The 20874-nt window shown below is 59.5% G+C and carries 6 protein-coding genes; all 6 read left to right on the top strand.

All coding sequences use genetic code 11. The annotated features are described in order from the left end of the window. Nucleotides 1-379 precede the first annotated feature (379 nt). The gene (locus HY011_21210; GenBank protein MBI3425450.1) at nt 380-877 is read left to right on the top strand and encodes a universal stress protein; all 498 of its coding nucleotides are present in this window, start codon (nt 380-382) and stop codon (nt 875-877) included. A 3-nt stretch (nt 878-880) separates the two neighbouring features. After that, entirely contained in the window at nt 881-1264 is a 384-nt protein-coding gene (locus HY011_21205; protein MBI3425449.1) for a carboxymuconolactone decarboxylase family protein, read from the top strand. A gap of 542 nt (nt 1265-1806) precedes the next feature. After that, the gene (locus HY011_21200) at nt 1807-6912 is read left to right on the top strand and encodes a hypothetical protein (GenBank protein MBI3425448.1); all 5106 of its coding nucleotides are present in this window, start codon (nt 1807-1809) and stop codon (nt 6910-6912) included. 77 nt (nt 6913-6989) lie between these two features. Next, nucleotides 6990-11660 carry a choice-of-anchor D domain-containing protein gene (locus HY011_21195; protein ID MBI3425447.1) on the top strand — a complete coding sequence of 1557 codons (4671 nt, stop codon included), beginning with the start codon at nt 6990-6992 and terminating at the stop codon, nt 11658-11660. Nucleotides 11661-11779: 119 nt separating this feature from the next. Further along, nucleotides 11780-18937 (top strand): hypothetical protein, encoded by a 7158-nt coding sequence (locus tag HY011_21190; protein MBI3425446.1) that lies wholly within the window; start codon nt 11780-11782, stop codon nt 18935-18937. 416 nt (nt 18938-19353) lie between these two features. Next, a complete protein-coding gene (locus HY011_21185) occupies nt 19354-20679 on the top strand; it encodes a hypothetical protein (GenBank protein ID MBI3425445.1) in 1326 nt (441 codons plus the stop codon). The last annotated feature ends 195 nt before the right edge of the window (nt 20680-20874 follow it).

Genomic DNA, 20874 nt, shown 5'->3' with positions numbered 1-20874 from the left:
CACGAAAACATTCGCGGCATCGGGATTGCCCCTCCTGCTGGCTGAATTTGATAACAGAGTGAGTTGGATTTCGTTTTCAGGAGTGTTACCGGGGGGAGCACTCCTGTATTAGAGCGGGTTGCAATTGCATATACGGGATGGTTGCGCCGGGACAGTACCGCGCGCGTCAGCAAGCGGAGACGACGTGTTTATGCCGCTGGGCCTGACTGGATGTGCCGCTTGCTGACGCGCGCGGTACTGTCCCAAGCCGCGCTTTTTTCCCGTACACCAAAGTGCAACCCGCTCTAAGCGACTAAGGTAATTGTCGCTGGCATGTTGGGAGGCAGTTCGGCCAATGAGATGGTTCTTCTTGTCTCCCACATTCTTTAGAGGTGTACGGATGAAGGTCTTATTGGCAATTGACGGCTCGCCGTGCAGCGAAGCCGCCGTGCAAGCTGTTGCGCAACGCCTTTGGCCCGCAGGCAGCGAAGTGCGCATCATCTCTGCCTACTCGGCGCGTTTCCCGGTGGCGGCTGAGCCTATGTTTGCTGTGCTCTCTGAGCGCCAAGCGGCGGTCGAGTATGAGCAGCGGCGTGCGCATCTGATCGTTGAGCGTGCGGCTGGTGTCTTGCGCGCGAACCTCGCGGAGAAATCATTGGCCATTACTGCGGCAGAGATCGAAGGCGCGCCGCGCCGCATGATTGTGGATGAGGCCAAACGCTGGGGTGCGGATTTAATTGTGCTTGGCTCGCATGGCTATGGAGCGTTGGGGCGGCTGTTGCTCGGCGCCGTTTCGCAAGCTGTGGCCGCGCACGCGTCATGTTCAGTACTGATTGTGCGGAACCGGCCAGCATCCCAAAAGCCAGCACCCCAAAAGGAAGAAGAGCGAAAGGAGTAGGCTATGTCTGAACAAAATCATCCGCGCGCGCGTCAGCATTTGGGGATGCTGCTGCATAAATTGACCAAAGAACTGCCCGCGCCACTGGCCGGATTTACGCAGTTGCACAAAGGTGCCATGTCCGCTGGCGCTTTGAGTAAGCAAACGAAAGAATTGATTGCGCTGGGCATTGCAATTTCTACGAACTGCGATGGCTGCATCGCCTGGCACGTCCACGATGCTTTGCGCGCTGGGGCCGCCCGTCCCGAAATTCTCGAAACCATCGGCGTAGCGCTGATGATGGGCGGCGGCCCGGCGGCAATTTATGGCTGCGAGGCGTTGGAAGCCTTGGAACAATTCGAGACCCAATTGGCTGAAGAACGAGCGGCGCAAGGTATGGAAACTTGAGCGCCTTGTCATCACCCACATTTTCCGGATTTAGCGGTCTTTGTTTTTGGCCCTGAAAGGGCCGTGGATATTAGCCGGTGGTGAAACCACTGGGAACGAGTGGCATAACATTGCACCCCAGCAGGGGTGCCGGACGTAGCGTCAGGTCACAAAATCCACTGCCGGTCATGTCTCGTCCCGCGCCCCTGCCGGGGCGCAAAGGCAATAACCACAGGCCTCCGGTGGTTTCACCACCGGCTAATATCCGCCGCGCCTCCGGCGCATAAGAGAGCAAATGTGGGTAATGACAAGCCGCGCGCCTTACCGTAGCCGCCAGTGCAAGCCGATCCGGGTTTCACCAATACAATCTTCAGCAGCAACGCAACCCTGTTGAGAATCCGCACTTCAGCCTGCCCAACTGCTCAAAAACACCAATTCTACCGCGGCACATGCATTGCCTCTTTGCCATAACAATAAACGCATCTGTTGGGTGCGCAAATAACACGAGGGTTTCAAAAAAACACTTTAGGAGAAGTGGGCCAATGGCCCGCAGGGAGACGTGTATGAAACGCATGGTCTTTGCATTGATAAGTTCATTGTTAGTCGGGATCGCCGCTTGGCTGGTTATTTGGCCCGAGGCTAGTCGGGCCGATGCGCTACAGCAAGGGCGCACGTATTCAACCAACGCAGATTTCGCGGAGGGCGTGCTGGTCGGTGTCGAATCCGCCACCGTGCCCAATCAATTGCAGCTTTCGCGCGAAGGCGGCATCCCACCTTACATTTGGGTGCCCAATCAAAACGAAGGTTCGATTTCAAAAGTGGACACGCGCACGGGCCGCGAGGCGGGCCGCTATCGCACCGGCGGCGGCACGAGTTCCAATCCCTCGCGCACGACGGTGGATTTGCAGGGCAATTGCTGGGTCGGCAATCGCAATTACGCCAGCGTGGTCGAAGTGGCGCTGGCCGAGGCCGATTGCGTAGACCGCAATGGCAATAGCGTGATCGAGACTTCGCGCGACACCAACGGCGACGGCGACATCACGGGCGCGGAATTGCTCGATTGGGGCAAGGATGAATGCGTCTTGCGCGAAGTCATCGTGGCGGCAGGCAAGGAAGGCACGTTTACGCCGGGCGCGTTCACTAACTATTCGGCGTATGGCGATGAAGGTACGCGGGCCATGGCGATTGATGCCAACGGCAACATTTGGGCGGGTGTTTATCGCGACCGCAAGTATTTCAACATCGCCAGCGCGAATGGCGCGATTGTGCGCACGATTGATGTCGCGCCGCAATCGCACTACCCATACGGCGCGGCGATTGATCGTTATGGCACGCTCTGGTCGGCGGATGTCGCCACGGGGTTCGTGCTCAGAATCAATCCGGCCACGGGCGCGCTCACCAAGATTGCCACCAACCATCAGGTTTACGGGCTGGGCATTGACAAGCTCGATCACCTCTTCGCCACCGGCTGGGAAAGCTCAAAAATCTCGCGCATCAACGTCGTGAACAATCAGGTCGAATGGACGAAAGACCTGGAATACCGTTCGCGCGGCGTGGTGGTATCAGACGACAACGACATTTGGATTGCCAACAGCAATTCCAATCGCGTGCATCGCTGGGCGAACGACGGCACGCCGAAAACCGCGATCAATACCGGCTCCGGCGAAAGCTCTGGCGTGGCGATAGATCAGAACGGCAAGATTTGGGTCGTCAATCGCAGCGACGCGACCATCCGGCGCATTGACCCGGCCACCAACACGGTTGATCTGTCGAAGACGCTGAACGGCACGAGCGGCCATTACGGTTACAGCGACATGACCGGCAAGGTCGCGCGCACCGTCACCTCGCGCACCGGCACGTGGACGGTCGTTTACGATGCGGGCGCGGCCAGCACGACGTGGGGCACGTTGCGCTGGAACGGCAGCGAACCCGCCGGGACTTCCATCAAGGCGCGTGTGCGCAGTTCAGCCAATCAACAAAGCTGGTCGAATTGGGAACAAGTCACCAACGGCGCGGCCTTCAACGCGATTCCGGCCAATCGTTACTTGCAGATCGAAGTCACGTTGCAACTCACGACGGGTGAGACCTCGCCTGTGTTATACGACCTGACCGTTTCGCCCGGCGGTGGCGGTGGCGGCACGTGCACTTACGCCGTAACGCCAACGACACAAGCCTTCAGTGTGGCGGGAGGCACAGGCACGATCAGCGTCGCCACCAGCGCCGAATGCGGCTGGACGGCGACGCGCAGTGTGGCCTGGATGAGCGTGACGGCGGGCAACAGCGGCACGGGCAGCGGGACGGTCACATACACTGTGCAAGCGAACACCAGCCCCAGCAGCCGCGTTGGCGGTTTGCTGGTCGCGGGTCATTACGTCTTGATTACCCAAGCAGGTTCACTGGGCAATTGTCCGGTGACGCCGCTGACTATTCCACAAACCGTCAACGCCACGCTCAGCACGACGGATTGCCGTTCGGTTATTGACGAGAACGCCTATGCCGATTTGTATTCCTTCAGTGGCCAGGCCGGCCAACGCATCGCCATCGCACATACCACGACGGCCTTTGACGCTTATCTGGTGTTAATCGCCGAAAACGGTTCGATCATTGGTTCCAATGATGACAGCGATAGCAGCACGACCAGTTCGCGCATTCCGGCGGGCAGCGGCTATTACGTGTTGCCGTATACGGGCACGTACATCATCGAAGCCAGTTCCTTTAACGCCAATGAAACCGGCAGCTATGTGTTGAGCCTGACCGCCGCGAGTGGCGGCCCGGCGTGTAGCTATGACGTTGCGCCCACGCTAGCCGCGTTCAATGCGGTGGGCGGGGATGGCAATGTGACGCTGACTGCGGCAACCGGTTGTGAATGGACAGCCAATTCTCTTTCTTCATGGATCAGGGTCAATAGCGGCGCGAGCAGCAGCGGCAACGGGACGGTCAATTACACCGTGAGCGGCAACACTAGCCAGGGCTTCCGCCTCGGCAGACTCGTCATCGGTGGTAAGTTTGTCACCGTCGTGCAAGGCGGCACGGGCGGCAATTGCCCAATTACGCCGGTGGGCGTGCCTTCGACAACGAATGCCGCGTGGGCCGTGGGCGATTGCGCCTCGGGCGCGGGCGGCTTCAGCGACTTGTATTCCTTCAGCGGCCAAGCCGGGCAGCAGGTGTCCATTGAAACCGTCACCCAAACTACCACGACTGGCTTGTACCTATATGGGCCGACCGGCTCGTTCGTGGTGGGATATGAAGGGAACGGCACGCAGCGCATCCCGCCGGGCACGGGCTTTTACGTGCTGCCTTACACCGGCACTTATCTGATCGAAGCCAACGCGGGGACGCCGGGCAATTACACACTGAACCTCAACGTGCCTTCCGTCACGCCGTCGTGTCCGACGGTGAGCGGCTTAACGCCGTCCAGCGGCGCGGTAGGCAGCACGGTGACGATCACAGGCAACAACTTCACGGGTGTGACGGCAGTGCGTTTCGCCAACAATGTCAGCGCGCAATTCACCGTCAACAGCAATACACAAATCACCGCGACCGTGCCCAGCGGCGCGGTGACCGGCGTTATTACGCTCAGCAAGACCGGTTGCGCCGATGTGCAAACATCTCCGTTCACCGTGACGACGGCAGGCCCCTGCATTGATGTTGTCATTGCCTCCAATCTCACCGCAGGCGCGGGCACGACGCTGACCGCGCCGATTGCGGCTTCCGATACGACCGGCAAAAGCGTCATCGCCTATGACGCGACGCTCACCTATGACCCGGCGGTCTTACGCTTGCAGAATCCGCCGACCGACAAGACAGGCACACTGAGCAGTAATTTCACCATCACGACCAACATCCCTGCCGCCGGGCAATTGCGCATTTCGGGCTTCGGCTCGACGGCGCTCACCGGTGCGGGGGTGCTACTCAACGTCAAATTCGATGTGCTGGGGGCGGCCAATGCGTGCAGCAATCTGAGCTTCACCAGTTTCCGCTTTAACGAAGGTACGCCCTGTTCGACCACGACGAATGGGCGCGCCTGTGTGACCGGCGGCGGCACGCTCAGCGGCGCGGTCAGTTATTGCATCACGCCCAAACCCGTGCCCGGCGTCGCCGTCAATGTCACAGGTTCGGCGACGACTTCGGCCACCACCAACACCAGCGGCAGTTACACGCTGCCCAATCTGAACAGCGGCAATTACACGCTGACGCCCGCCAAATCGGGCGATGTGAATGGCCTCGCCTCGTTTGATGCGGCGCTCGTGGCGCAACACGTCGTCGGTATCAACACGCTCAACACGTGCCAGCAACTCGCCGGTGACACCAGCAACAACGGCGAACTGTCTTCGTTCGACGCCGCGCTGATTGCGCAATACGTCGTCGGCATCAACAACGCGGCCAGCATTGCGGGCACCTGGAAGTTCGTGCCGCCGACGCGCGGCTACACCAATCTGAGCAGCAACCAGACGAACCAGAATTTCGATGCCGTGCTGGTCGGCGATGTGTCGGGCAACTGGGCAGCCGGGGCGACGGCTTTTGACGAACTGGCGCGCACCAGCAGTCCGGCGCAACAAGTCAGCATTGCATTGCCAAACCTCAACGCGACGACCGGCACGAGCGTGACCATCCCGATCACCGTGGGCGACCTGAGCGGCAAGGGCGTGATCGCTTACGACTTCGATTTGGTCTTCGATCAAAACGTGTTGCAGGCGCAAAGCACGCCTTACGATGCGGCCAATACGCTGAGCAGTACGTTGACGATCACCGCCAATCCGCAACCGGGGCGCTTGCGCGTCTCGGCTTTTGGCACACAACCACTGACGGGTGCGGGCACGCTGCTCAATTTGAAATTCAACGTGACCGGCGCGGGCGGCACGAGCACGGCGCTGACCTGGCAACGCTGCCTGCTCAACGAGACGGTGCAAACCAATCTAACCAATGGGCGCGTGAATGTCGGCTATGCCGTCGCGTGTGTTTCAGCGGCCAGCTTCGTCGGCACGGCCTTGGCCGGCGAATCCATCGTGGCGGGATTCGGCCAAGGTCTGGCGATCAGAACGGAAGCGGCGGCGACGGTGCCGTTGCCGACAAGTTTGGCGGGCACGACCGTGCGCGTGCGTGACAGCGCCGGGATTGAGCGTCTCGCGCCACTCTTCTTCGTTTCGTCAGGCCAAGTAAATTACCAGGTGCCGCCCGGCACGGCGGCGGGCGCGGCGACGCTCATCATCAACAGCGGTGACGGCGCGGTCTCGACGGGCACGATGCAAATCGCGCGCGTGATGCCTGGCTTGTTCGCCGCCAATTCCAACGGCATGGGCGTCGCGGCGGCGCTGGTCTTGCGCGTCAAAGCCGATGGCTCGCAGGTTTACGAATTGGTGGCGACGTATGACGCTGCGCAACAACGTTTCGTGCCGCTGCCGCTGTCGTTGGGGCCGGCAGGCGAGCAGCTTTACCTGATTCTGTTTGGCACGGGTGCGCGCAATTACAGCGGCTTGGCGAATGTGCAAGCGCGCGTGGGCGGCACCACCGCCGAGGTCGGTTATATCGGGCCGGTCGAAGGCTTGATTGGGTTGGATCAACTCAACGTCGGGCCGTTGCCGCGCAGTCTGGCTGGGCGTGGCGAGGTGAGCATTGCGGTGCAAGTGGATGGGCAGACAGCCAACGTTGTGACGGTCAGTGTGCGCTAAAAAGATTGAGGGGGAGTGCTGTGGCAAGCCGTTGCGTTTGCCCAATGCTCCTCCGGTTTGTTTAAGAGGAGGGAGTTATGAAACGCCGAGTATTTTTCAGTTTGTTCTTCAGCCTCGCCGCAGTGCTGTGGCTGGCGAAGCTGCCAATTTCACGGGCGCAGCAAAGCAATGCGCCAGACAGCCCGCAAGTGGCGGGCACGATCCTTCGCACGTTGGTTTATCACGAACTCACCACCACTCAGCGAGGCGTGGTGCGCGAATACCCGCTCATCAGCGGCGACGGCAATTCAATCCTTTACCTGACGATTGGCGATCCGGCGCGCGTTTACGTCACCAGCTTTGACGGCACGAATACGCGCGAGATTGCGTCGTTCCCTGACAGGCCGGAGAAAACGGACATCAGTTATGACGGCGCAAGCGTGCTGACGGTGCGCGGCGGCGGTACCAATTTCGGCAGCGATGTGCGTGTGTATAAAACGGGCAGCGGGCCGGTGACGGTGTGGGATAAGGCCGGTATTGAATACCCCAACATACGCCTGGCACCCGATGGCAACCGGGTCTTCTTTCAATTGCGTGGCGACGTCGGCGAATTCCGGCAGGGCCTCTATGTGGTGGACGCCACCGGCGGCACGCCACAGCGCATCGCTTCGCCGGAGCAAGTCGCGGGTGTGATCGGCCTCCCCGCTGGCGACGTTGAGTTCTTCACGTCGGGCACGCCGGGGCTGGACGTTTCGCTGGACGGCGCGCGCGTCGTCTTCGTCGTGCGGGCGCAAGGAATGTTACGGGTGATGGCGGGCCAGTATGCGGGCGGCGCGCTGCAAGGGTTGCACCAGATTCTGGAAACGATCGGCAACTATGGCGTGCAATACGTCACCATCAGCGCCGACGGCTCGAAGGTGGGCTACGACATTACGCAGCCCACCGGCGGTAATTATGAAGTGGGCGTGATCAATTTCGACAACGTCAACGGCCAGGGGAAACAGGTCATCGTCACCAGCAATCAGATCACTCCGCCGCAGGACTTCCCCAACACCGGACACGCTTCCTATCGCATCTTTCTGAATCGCGATGGCTCGACGCTGCTGCTCGGTGCCACCAGCTATTTGTATGACACGCCGACGCGGCGCGTGCTGCAATTGGGCGTCGGCCTCGGAGCCTTGAGCGGCGATCCGCCGCACGTGGTTTACGACGGCCTGTATATTCCTTCGATGAATGCCGCCGCGACACGCTTTAGCTATCTCGTAAAGGATGCGAACAACTTTGAGCAACTGGCGGCGTGCGAGATCACCACGGCGTTGGGCAGCGCGCCGAACTTGAGCAATCCCACGATTGACCCGCCGTTCCTGCTCACGAATGGCCGTTCGACCGCCACGCTGACAGTCAAAGCGACCGCCAGCACGGGCATCAACCGCGTCTCTGCCGCCATCCTGCGCAATGGTCTGGATGAATATTTGATCGGTGACGTAGGCCCGGCGAAACCCGTGCTGTTGCCGATGGGCGGCGATGTCTATTCCAACAGCAACGTCAGGGATCGAGGGAACAACACGCCGCCAGGCCCGCGCGTGGTGCGCTATCTGGCCGAGACCAAGACCGGCGACAACAAACGGCACGCCACCGCGATTGATGCCGAATCGCTGACCCTCACCGAACAAACGCCGCTGATTGATGTCGCACCCACGCTGCTGGAATTCGGCGATGTCACTGTCAATCAGAGCAAAGACCTGCCCTTGACGGTGCGCAACATCGGCGGCGTGCAACTGACCATTAATTCGCTGGCAATTGACAATGCGCGCTTCAGCACGCCTGGCACGACCACACCAATTACCATCAATGCAGGCGCGACGCAGATGATTACGGTACGTTTCTCACCCACGGCTACGGGGCAACAACGCGGCACGCTCACCATGAACAGCAGCGATCCCGCACGCCCCACCGTCACCGTGGCGCTGGCGGGCAATGGCGTCAGCACGGGCGGCACTGTGATGATTCTCGATCATACGATGACTGGCGGGCCGGTGCCCGGCGCGTGCGTCAAACCAACCGTCAAAACCAGCTTCACGACGACCGACACCGAAGCCATTCAGTGGACGTTCGCCTCCGGCGTGGCGGTCAACGATGCGATTCGCTGGGAATGGGTGCATCCCAACGGCACGATCTATCGCACGTTCAACTACACGCTGGCACAAGCGGCCCAGGGGCAAGCCTGTTTCTGGGATGCAATCCAAATCGCCGGGCAGCAAGCGGCGACCCTGCCCGGTAATTGGCTGGTGCGCGTCTTCATCAAAGGCACGCAGGTGCTGACTGAGAATTTCACCATTACCCAAGGCGGCGGCAATTGTCCGACCGTCAGCAGCATCAGTCCGACCAGCGGTGGCGTCGGCGCCAATGTCATGATTAACGGCACGAACCTGAGTGGGTTGAGCGGCGTGAAATTCGCCAACAATGTCGCTGCCTCGTTTGTTCCGATGAGCGATACCTTCATCATCGCCACCGTCCCGAATGGCGCTGTGACCGGCCCGATCACGCTCAGCAAACCCAATTGTGCGGACGTGAATACGCCGACATTCACCGTAACAGGCGGTATTGCTTGTCCAACAGTCACTGGCATCAACCCCACCAGCGGCGCGGCTGGCTCGACCGTCACGATTACCGGCACGAATTTCAGCGGCACTAACCTGGTCGTATTTGCCAATGAGGCTGTCGCTACGTTCACGGTGAACAGCGACACGCAAATCACCGCGACTGTGCCCAATAGCGCGGTGACAGGGCCGATCACCATCATCAAGTCCGGTTGCAACGAAGTGCGCACTGCGACTTTCACTGTGACACAACCGTCTGGCCGCATCGTGCGCGTCGTGTGCGGTTCGGCCTCGCTAGGCGGCACATTGACTGTGCCGGTCGAGCTGGTTGCGCAAGGCAATGAAAACGCGCTCGGTTTTTCGCTGACCTTCGATCCGGCGGTGCTTGGCAATCCGCAAGCGGCGAAAGGCAGCGATGCCGCGAGCAGTGTGCTCAATACCAACTCCAATCAAGTCGCACAAGGCCGTTATGGCATCGCGCTCGCCTTGCCGACGAGCCAGAGCTTTGCGGCAGGTGTGCGTCAAATTGCTGTTGTTACCTTCACCGTCTCGGCGACGACCTCGGCGACTTCGACGACGATTGGCTTCACCGATACGCCGATCTTGCGGCGCGTTTCCGATGCCAACGCGCAAATCCTGACGGCGACATATCAATCCGACACCTGCGCGACCATCGCGATCTTGCGCGGTTACGAAGCCGATGTGACGCCGCGTCCCAGCGGCAAAAACGACGGCACGGTTTCGATCAACGATTGGGTGATGGTCGGACGCTTTGCGGCGGCGCTCGACACACCGGCGGCGGGCAGCGAATTCCAACGCGCTGACTGTGCGCCGCGCAATGTCAAAGGCGACGGCGTCGTCGCCGTAGATGATTGGGTGCAGGCCGGTCGTTATTACGCGGCACTGGATGCCGTGCAAACCGTCGGTGGGCCGAGCGCGCCAACGTCAACGGCCAGTGGTCAGTGGTCAGTGATTAGGGCGCGCCTGCCTGTGTCTGGGCCGCTGGCCCGCGCGATACAGCAACAACAGCGCACTCTGCGCGTCGTCAATACCACCTTTGTGCGTGGACAACTCAATGCCTTGAGCGTCGAGTTGCTAGCCCAAGGCGATGAGAACGCGGCCGGCTTCAGCCTGCAATTCGACCCGAACGTGTTGAGTTACGTTTCGGCGGAAACCGGCAGCAGCGCGAGCAACGCGCTGTTGATTCTCAATACCAGCCAGACGGCGGCTGGGCGGTTGGGCATCGCGCTGGCGCTGTCAGCGGGCGAACGCTTTGCCGCCGGAACCCGCGCGCTGGTGACGGTGCGTTTCAATGCGGCCAGTACAGGGATAACCGCGAGCACGGCCATCAGCTTTGGCGATCAGCCCATTCGCCGCCAGATGGCCGATGTGAATGCCAATTCGCTGACCGGCACGTACACGAATGGAACGATCAACCTGGCGAATGCGGTGGCCTGCGTTTCGGCGGCCAGTTTTGCGGCGGAGCGACTGGCGAGCGAATCCATCATCGCCGCGTTCGGCACGGGGATGGCGACGACGACGCAATCTGCGTCCAGTGTGCCGTTGCCGACTACGCTGGCGGGCACGACGGTCAGAGTCCGCGATAGTGTGGGCGTGGAACGCCTCGCGCCGCTGTTCTTTGTCTCGGCGAATCAAATCAATTATCAACTGCCGCAGGGCACTGCGGTCGGCGCGGCAACGCTCACCATCGCCAGCGGCGACGGCACGGTCTCGACGGGTACGATGCAAATCGCGCGCATCGTGCCGGGCCTCTTCGCCGCCAATGCCAACGGACAAGGCGTTGCGGCGGCGCTGGCTTTGCGCGTCAAAACCGATGGTTCGCAAGTCTACGAACTCGTGTCGAGCTATGACACAGCATTACAGCGTTACGTGCCGCTGCCGCTCACGTTAGGGCCGGCAGGCGAACAGCTTTACTTGATCCTGTTCGGCACCGGCGCGCGCAATTTCAGCAGCCTGTCCGCTGCGTCGGCAAAAGTCGGCGGCACAGATACGCAAGTGGCGTTTATCGGCGCGGTCGAAGGACTGGTCGGTTTGGATCAACTCAACGTCGGGCCGTTGCCGCGCACGCTGGCTGGACGCGGCGAGGTAAACATTTCGTTGCAGGTGGATGGGCAAGCGGCCAACGTCGTGACGGTGAGTATGCGCTGACTCAGGCAAGGGAGTCAGGCTAGCAGGCGCGCTTGTCTGACTCCCTGTCGTTGACGGGCCGTTGGCAAACACCCTTCAGGTTTCAATCAAATCGTTCTTTCTCAGAAAGCAGGGGAGTTATGAAACGCATCACGATCTTTATCATTACTACGATCGGCTTTTGTTTCTTCTTACAAGCTGCAAATTTCAAACGCGGTTTCATGGCTGCCAGTCAACCTGTCAGCGCATCTACTACGCATTTGAATCAACCAGCGAACCCGCGCAGCCCAGGCTACCCCTGGATCAATCTGCAAGTGGCGCGCGACGGGCCGGACGATTCCGCTTGGCAGGCGCGCTTGGCGGCTGACGCGGCTCGCCCGCTGGCGTTGGCCGCTGGCGATTTTGATGAAGACGGCGTGCCTGATTTGGTCAGCGGTTACGCGGTGGCGGGTCATGGCTTGCTCAGTTTGCAACGCGGCAATGTGGATGCGCTTTGGCCGCATACGCCCGAAGCCGCGCAACGCAAGGCGGCTGGCACCTTCACCGCTGCGCCTTTTCTGGCGCCCGGGCGGGTTTTTGAATTACCGGAACAGCCGGATTTCATCGGCGCGGGCGATTTCAATGCCGATGGGCATCAGGATGTTGTCGTGGCCGCGCTTGGCAGCCAGGAGTTGCATTGGCTGGCGGGTAATGGCGCTGGTGAGTTTGCCGAGGTGCAAAGCGTGAAGCTGTCTGGCGCGGTGACAGCCTTGCTCGCGGGCGAAATCAACCGGGCGGATGGCTTGGCTGACGTGGTGGTGGGCGTCACAAGTGAGACTGGTGCGCGCGCGCTGATTTTTGAAGGCCCGCAAGGCGCGTTGCAACGCCAGCCCGAAGCGCTCGTGTTGCCCGCGCCCGCCACTGCGTTCGGTCTCGGCCAATTGGATGAAGATTATCCCTATGACTTAGCCATCGCCGCTGGGAATGAATTGCTGATTGTTCACGGACGCGACCGGCAATTACCACTCGACGGCGGAAAGGATTCTGTTGCGCCGCCTGCCCGGATTCAACACCAACGCTTCCACTACAACATCGAGGCGCTGGCGCTGGGCGATTTTGCGGGCGGCGGGGCGCAAGACATTGCCTTGCTGGATGCGGCGGGAACCGTCTCTTTGGTCACGCCGCAAGACCAGGCAGACAACCAACAGTGGGGAAGGTTGACGGGGCAAATACAAGCCGGCAGCGCTCGTGAGGCTGCTGCTGCGTTCGGGTTCGCCAAAACGCAACTCATACGCGCGCACGTGTCGAGCCGTCAGGTGGATGACTTGTTGGTGTTGCGTCCGCAACAGCCGCTTGAAATCGTGCTGGGCGAGGCGCTGAGTGGTGAAGCGCAAAAGAGAGTGGAGAGCGTTGTCCCAGCTATTCCCCAGACTCCCATTGCGTTGGAAACCGCTGGTCAACCCGTCGCGGCGTTGCCCATGCGGCTCAATGCCGATGGACTGAGTGATTTGGTGCTGCTCACGCAAGGCGGGCCGAATGCGCTCGTGTTTGCTACTTCAGCGCCGCTGCGCACCTTCACCGTGAACTCAACCTTGCTTTCATCTGACGCCAATCCTGGCGATGGCGTTTGCGCCATTGCCGCCAGCAGCGGCGGCGGTTGCACCTTGCCCGCTGCGATTGAGGAAGCCAATGCCAGCGCGGGGGCAGACCTCATCAATTTCAGCAGCAGCATCAGGCAACTCGATAAATTCAAGCTGAAAACAGTGACTGAGACCGTGACCATTGATGCGGCGGCGTCAGGCGGCGTAACGCTGGATGGTGGTGGCACGGCTGGCTCAGGAGTTATCGCGCTGGGGTCTTCGGCAACCAATTGCCTCGTGCGCGGGTTTGCTTTTTACGGCTATCACGACATTCAGAGTCTTGATGGAGTAATCAATGTGCTCGGCAATGGGCACACCATTGAAGGGAATTTTTTCGGACTGGATATAACAGGCACGCAAGCCAAACTCACGCGCGGCGGCAAATACATCCGTGTGGCGGGCAAGAACCTGACTATCGGTGGGATGACGGCGGCGGCGCGGAATTATTTTGCCGCCGGCAATAATCCTGATACCGACTCAGGACAGGCGATTGAACTTGGCGGTGGTGAAAACAAAGTGCTCGGCAATTACTTCGGCACAGACAGCAATGGTCAAAATCAGATTCCAGAACAGGGCTATCGCAATGCCATCAAGATATATTCCGCGAACAATGTCATTGGCGGGATCAATGGAACTATCGCCGGACGCTGTGCAGGCCCTTGTAATCTTCTCTCGATGAAAGGGCTGGCCGTCTGGGTTTCGGCTGGCAATGGGAATCAGATTCAAGGCAACTATGTTAATACCGACGTAACTAGCGCCAAGCTATTCTGGAGCGGAAACCGAGCTGTCTTGCTCGAGACGAGTAATAACACAATCGGCGGAACGGCGGACGGGGCTGGGAATTTGATTACAAGCGCATCGGTAAGCGGTAAATATGGTATCGGGGTAGAAATTGATACAGGCATCGGTAACAAAATACTCCGCAATTCGATTTTCTCGAATTACGATTTGGGCATTGATCTGATGCCTTTGAGCGTCACGCCGAATGATGCGGGGGACACCGATACCGGTGCAAACGAGTTACAGAACTATCCGGTCTTGAGCGCCAATCCAAACGGATCAGCCACAGGCACGCTCGATAGCAAACCGAACACGACCTACACCATCGAATTTTTCGCGAACACCGCTTGCGATCTCACCGGTTATGGCGAAGGCGAGCGGTTTTTACAGGCCATCTCAGTCACCACCGATGGACAAGGCAAAGCCACGTTCACGGTGCCTGCCGGGCAGAATGTCACCGCGACCGCCACCGATCCGGCGGGCAATACCTCGGAGTTTTCCGCCTGCCTGTCAGTCGCGGCGGGCAAGCAATTGAGCGTGAACCTGGAGTCGCTGAGCTTCAGCGGCACGGTGGGTCAAGCGAATCCGGCGGCCCAGACCTTCACGTTGAGCAACATCGGCAGCAGCACCGTCAATTGGCAAGCGACAGCCAGCACCGCCGCTGGTGGCAATTGGTTGAGCGTCAATCCGCCGTCCGGTTCGTTGAATGCCGGTCAGAGCGCCACGCTTGCGGCGGCAGTGGACATCAGCGCCTTATGGTCGGATGTGTATGACGGCACGCTCACGCTTTCGACCACTACGCCCGGCAGCAGCCCCGCGCAGGTCAGTGTGAAGCTGACGGTCGGCTGCCCATTGGAAAACAGTTTTTCTGCCGAAGTGGCGGCGCCAAGTTGCTCCGACGTGCTGACGATCACCAGCTACGAGCCGCCCATTGCCGCTTACTCGCCTGATGAACTGAAGGCCAAGTTGTTCAAAGCGAACGTGACTTACCTGCTGCAATCAAAGAAAAATGCGGAACTGGTCTTACGGCTCTTTGATCAAAACGGCAATCTCATGGGTTCGTCAGAATTCGTGCCCTTGGGTCGAGTCTTGCCGTTGCCGACTACGCCGCCCAGCATTGAATCGCGCATTCCCGGCGCGAGTCTTGCGCTGCGTTCCGACTCTTGCGCGTTGAAGCTGCAGGCCCTGCTGATTGACGAAAGCCGCAATGTCTTCAAACGCAGCCAGGAGATTGTTTATCCGGTCAATAGCGCGAACTGTAGTAACTCGGTTGAATTTCTCAATCCGCGCATTGACGGCGTCCCCGCCGATCAAGCGCAGTTGAAGCCGAACACGACGATCAAGTTTGAGTGCGACCTGCGCTATCAACTCATCAGCGATTCACATGGCGGTAACCTCACGTTGCAGGCCTTCAGCCTGGCTGACAACGGCCAAACATCGTTGGGCAATCCCACCCGCACGGCGGTCGCGCAAACCACCTCAGGGCCGCAAACCAAAACCAATTTGAGCTTGACCATCAATGTGCCAGGCAATGCCAGCGGGTTGAAGCTCGAAACGAAACTGCTCGATTCCAAAGACGCCGTGCTCGATCAAGAGGCGCTGACCTATCCGGTGGGAACGCTCAGCCTTGAGTTCGGCAAACACAATCGCAGCCCGGGCGTGTTTACGCCCTTCGGCGCCATCCCCGTGTTTTTGGCAGGGTATCCGCTGCGCGATCAAGTTGCGTTGGAGAGTTCGGAAACCTTAGCCATCAGAACCAGGCAGGAGTTAGGCGATGAATACAAGGGCGCTACAGTCGGCTTGTTTTTGCAATTGGCCCAGAAAAACGGCCAACTTGTTGGGGCCAGCAGATCACTGGTGACGGGTGAAATCAGCACGACCCCAGGCAAATTGCTGATCCCGGACATTTTCAGCGCAGTAATGCCGTTGTTGGTGAGCCGTAACGATCAAATTTTACTGACGCTGATGATCGAATTCCCCAATGGAAGGAAAGTGCTGGTTCCTCCTATTGTCATTCCAGTTGATTTGGTGCGGATCGTGCCCGATGCCAACCAATTTCCCAAACAGACTTACTACCTGCTGGTTGGGAGGAGCGAAAGGTTTCGCTTCAAACTGGCCTACAACGCCGCGCGCTCTGGCACGAACCGCATCGAAGCCCGGGTGTCGTTCAAAGTACTGGGAGCCTATGGCGGTGAAAAGCCGCTCGGGGTTCTGCGCCAATTGCAAGTTTCCGGGCTGGAAACTTTTGAATTTCCGGTTGACATCCCCTACTTAACGACAAATTTACGGCTGAGGTTTTATTTGGTGAATGATGCGCACGTGCCCGCTGAGACCTTTTCCGAGGAAGTAGAGTTCAACTTATTCAAACTGGCCGAACCCATACCCATACCGCCCGGAATTACACAACAGGTCGTCAATGACCTCGGCGTGACGATTCAAACGCAGCGCAACACCGCGCCACGCGTGATTAACGGCGCACGCGCGGCCCGCGATATTGCGGAATCAATTGAGTTCATTACCTTGGAACAAAATCCCAGCGAGGTTCGGCGGCAAACCCAAACCGCGCCGGACACTGCCGCGCTCTTCCGCGATTTCACGGGCGTCAACACGGTCTGGCTATTCGCTCCGGCCATCCCCAACGACGGCAGTTTTGTCGCCGACCTCACCTTCCAATATAGCGCCGCCGATTTGCCGGACGACCCAAACCTGATTGAAGCCAATCTCAAAGTTATCGCCTTCGACCCCGCGACCGGCCAACTCGAAGCATATCCGACCACGCTCAACACGGCGCAAAAGACCGCGACGGCGCGCGTCACGTCGCTCGCGCCAAGGTATACGCTGGGCGCGTTTGGCCCCTTCGCCAACAAAGTGCTCAACGCGCCGTTGCTGCGCGACGAGGCCAACTTCAGCGCGCCGCTGTATCTGAACAATCAAGGAACCGCGTTGGCGTCGCTGACACTGCGCGCCTTTGACGAGCAAGGGCAGCCGCTCGGCAATACGGCCACCATCACGCTGGCGGCAGGGCAAACGTTGACGCGCACACCCACGGAACTCTTCCGGCTGATGCAACCTGTCAGCAGCGGCTGGGTGCAAATCTGGTCGAATCAGAAAGCTGTCGCCGTTTGGCAAATGCCCGGCCAGGGCAATCGGCTGGATGCTTTCCGCTTGGAGGGCGCGGCTTCAGGTTCGCAGTTGTTGACCAATCTGGTTTACGACGCGACGTGGACGACGGAAATTTATCTGGCGAACACGACGAAGTTTTACAACAACCTGACGCTCGAACTGCGCAACACCGCCGGTGCGCAAGTGGGCGTGCGCGAAACGACGCTTGCGCCGAAAGCTGTTTTGACGGGCAGATTGCAAGACCTCTTCCTAGACATCAGCGCGCCGTTCAATGGCTATCTGGTCATCCGCGGCGATCACGAGATGTGCGCGACGGTGCTGCATGAATCCAGCAATGAGTTGCTCGCATTCAACGCCCGGCCGTTGTTGCCAGGCGATCCCACGCCCACAAAACTCTATGCGCCTTCAGCCGTGGAATTGCCTGGCGAAATCGCTACGACCGTGAATTTGGTCAATCCCACGGCCAGCGCTGCTACACTCCGGTTACGCCTGATCGAAGAAGAGGGCGCGAGTTTCGGCGCGCCAGTCAATCTGACGCTCACGCCGGGGCAACAATACCAGCGCACCTTGCGCCAGCTTTTCAACCTTGGGCCGAATGCTTTCTTTTTTGGAGCGCTGGTCATCGAGAGCAACCTCAGTGGCGTGTACGGCGAAATCAGTTTGAGCGATCCCACCAACGCGCAGAGCTTCCGCGCCGCGTTCCCGCTGACGAGCGAACTCGGCACTAACTTCGTCGTGGGCCACGTGGACAATCGCCTCGAATCGTTTACGCAATTCGCGCTCTTCAACCCTAACGCCCAAACCGCGCAGGTCGAAATCAAGATTTATCAGCCCGATGGCACTTTGCGTGGTAGCGGGCGCGAAAGGATTCCGGCGAACAACACCTTGCTCGCTTATGTGGATGAGATCGTCGCGGCCTCGGGCGGGCAATTCGGCGGCAGCTTTACAATCAGTTCAGACGTGCCCCTTGCTGCTGATGCCGCTTTCGGCGCGCTTTCGGGCCAGATGTTGGCAGCGCTTACGCCGCAGCGCCTGGACACTCTGGCAACGCGCGCTCTCGCGACAGTCTCTGCCGCCAACTATCGCGGCGACCCGCTCGCTGCCGAAACCATCGTCGCCGCCTTTGGAACAGGTATGGCCGTCGCCACGCAAGCCGCCGCGAGCGTGCCGCTGCCGTTCACACTGGCAGGCACAAACGTGCGCGTAAGTGACCGCCTGAGCGCGGAACGGTTCGCGCCGCTCTTTTTCGTTTCATCCCAACAGGTCAATTATCTAATCCCCGCCGGCACGGCGACCGGTGCGGCGACTGTCACGCTGACCGGCGGCGATGGCATAAGCGCGACTGGCGCCATTCAGATTGCTACCGTCGCCCCGGGCCTTTTCACCGCCAACGCCAATGGGCAAGGCGTTGCGGCGGCAGTTGCCTTGCGTGTCAGAAACGATGGTTCGCAAGTCTATGAACAAGTGGCGAGTTACGACACGGCACAGCAACGTTTTGTGCCGCTACCGCTCTCATTGGGACCGGAAGGCGAGGCGCTTTATTTGGTCTTGTTCGGCACGGGGGTGCGCAATGTCAGCGGGCTGTCTGCGGTGTCAGCCAAAGTCGGTGGCACCGAGGCGCCAGTCGTCTTTGTTGGGCCAGTCGAAGGTTTGGTCGGACTGGATCAACTTAATGTTGGGCCGTTGCCGCGCAGCCTAGCCGGACGTGGCGAAGTGAATCTCACGGTGCAAGTGGAAGGGCAGGCGGCGAATGTGGTGACAGTGGCTATGCGCTAGCGCGCCGCGTGCAGGTGATCCAGTCAAAGCAACGCAGGATCGCTGTTTGTAGCGAGTACAGTCGAAGCGATGTTGAAGCAAGTGTAAACACCGGCAGCGCTGCATGACCTTGCTCTGCTTGAGAGATTCTTCCCCGCGAACTTGTTGAAAATCCGCATTACGGTTCTTCCTGACGTAAAATTCACCGATTAACGTGCGGCACGCCCATTGCTGGATTTATCGGAGAACTCGCACTTGGCCGGGAATGAGTAACGCACGCGCGCAAACTCGAATGGTGCTTTCCACGGTGCTGTTCAAGCGCGAGATATGAACTAGGCTTTCCCACATAGGCAAAAAGCTCCCGCAAGCTGGATACCCGCTCAGCCAGCCTCAGATAGCGCAGTTTTTTGCCGCATTCCTGTTAGGAAGGAGGAATTATGAAACGCATGATTATGCTGCTGAGCTTCGTCACACTTTCCCTGGTGTTGTTACCCGCCTCACTTGGGCAGCGCGCTGCGTTCGCCCAAAGTCAGACCGGGCCGCTGCAACTCGAGGGTGAGTTGAATGGCGCACCATACGCCATCCGTGTGCCTGAGAATTGGAATGGCACGTTGGTGGTTTATGCCCACATCTATCGCATCAAAGGCGATTTCATGGGCCAGCCCGAAAACCGCGCCGCGAACGCGACGCTGACCGAACGCGATGGCGTGGGCGTGCCGGAGCTGGAGACTTACTTGTTGGAACGCGGCTACGCGCTGGCTGGCTCGGCCTTTCGTGAGAACGGCTGGGCGGTCGAACAGGGCATGGAAGATACGTTGGCGCTGACCAATTTCTTCCGTGAACAAGTTGGCGTGCCGCAACGCACGATTCTGATGGGCGCTTCGATGGGTTCGCTGATTGCGCTCGAAGGCGCAGAGCATCACCCGGACGCCTATGACGCCGCGCTTTGCATGTGCGGCCCGACGGCAGGCGCCACGCGGCTAGGCGATGTCTTGCTGAATTTTGCCGTCGCGTATGACATGGCCTTTGGTTGGCCCGAAGCGTGGGGTCGCGTCGGCGACGTTCGCGATGATCTGAATTTCGAGACCGAGGTCATGCCCGTGCTGCTGGCGCAATTGCAAGACCCGTCGAATCTGGGCCGTTGGGAATTCGTGCGGTTGGTCAACCACATGCCGCTAGAGGGATTCTATGATAGCGGCACTTTATTCAATCTGGCTTATTACGCCACCGCCGGACGAGCCGAGATCGAACGCCGCGCGGGCGGCCCGACCGGTTACAACCTGGATCACAACTACATGTTGATGGATCCGGAAAAAGCGTATCTGAGCACGATGGGAGTAGATGCTGACGTCTGGCTCGAAACCATGAACACCAGTTGCCGCACTTACGCTGCGACCGGCGCGCCGCGCCAGTATCTGGAACGGAACTTCGAGCCGGATGGCGTGCTGTTGCGTCCGGTACTCACGTTGAAATCTGTCCGCGATGCGGTCGCACCTAGCAATGAATGGGTGTTGCGCGAGACCGTGAACGCAATGGGGAAGAATTACAACCTGGCGTCGGCCTGGACGGACAATCCCAGCGGCCATTGCAATTTTAGCCAGGCGCAAGTGCTGACAGCGCTTCAAACGGTGGAACGTTGGCTTAGCAATGGGGTGTCGCCGGTCGAAGACGATTTCCCCCTTGAGCAAGGCTTCTTGCGGGGCTATGAACCGCCACGTCCGGATTTTCCGGTGACGATTCACCCGCGCCGCTGGTACCGTTGAATCGCGTTGAGCAATGAAACGTCCAGCACGCATGAATCACGTTGATGTTTACCGGATCGCGTAAACGATGATGGGCAGCGGCACATACCCAGGGCGCTGAACTGAAGTTTTGCGGCGCTGCCTCTCAGCACAACGTGAGGCTGCCCGTGAGTGTCACATCGGGCTTGCATCCGATGACGGTGACACGCGGCGGGA

The sequence above is a fragment of the Acidobacteriota bacterium genome, assembly GCA_016196035.1.
In the GTDB taxonomy this organism is placed as follows: Bacteria; Acidobacteriota; Blastocatellia; order RBC074; family RBC074; genus JACPYM01.
This window is presented reverse-complemented; position numbering and strand designations above follow the sequence as displayed.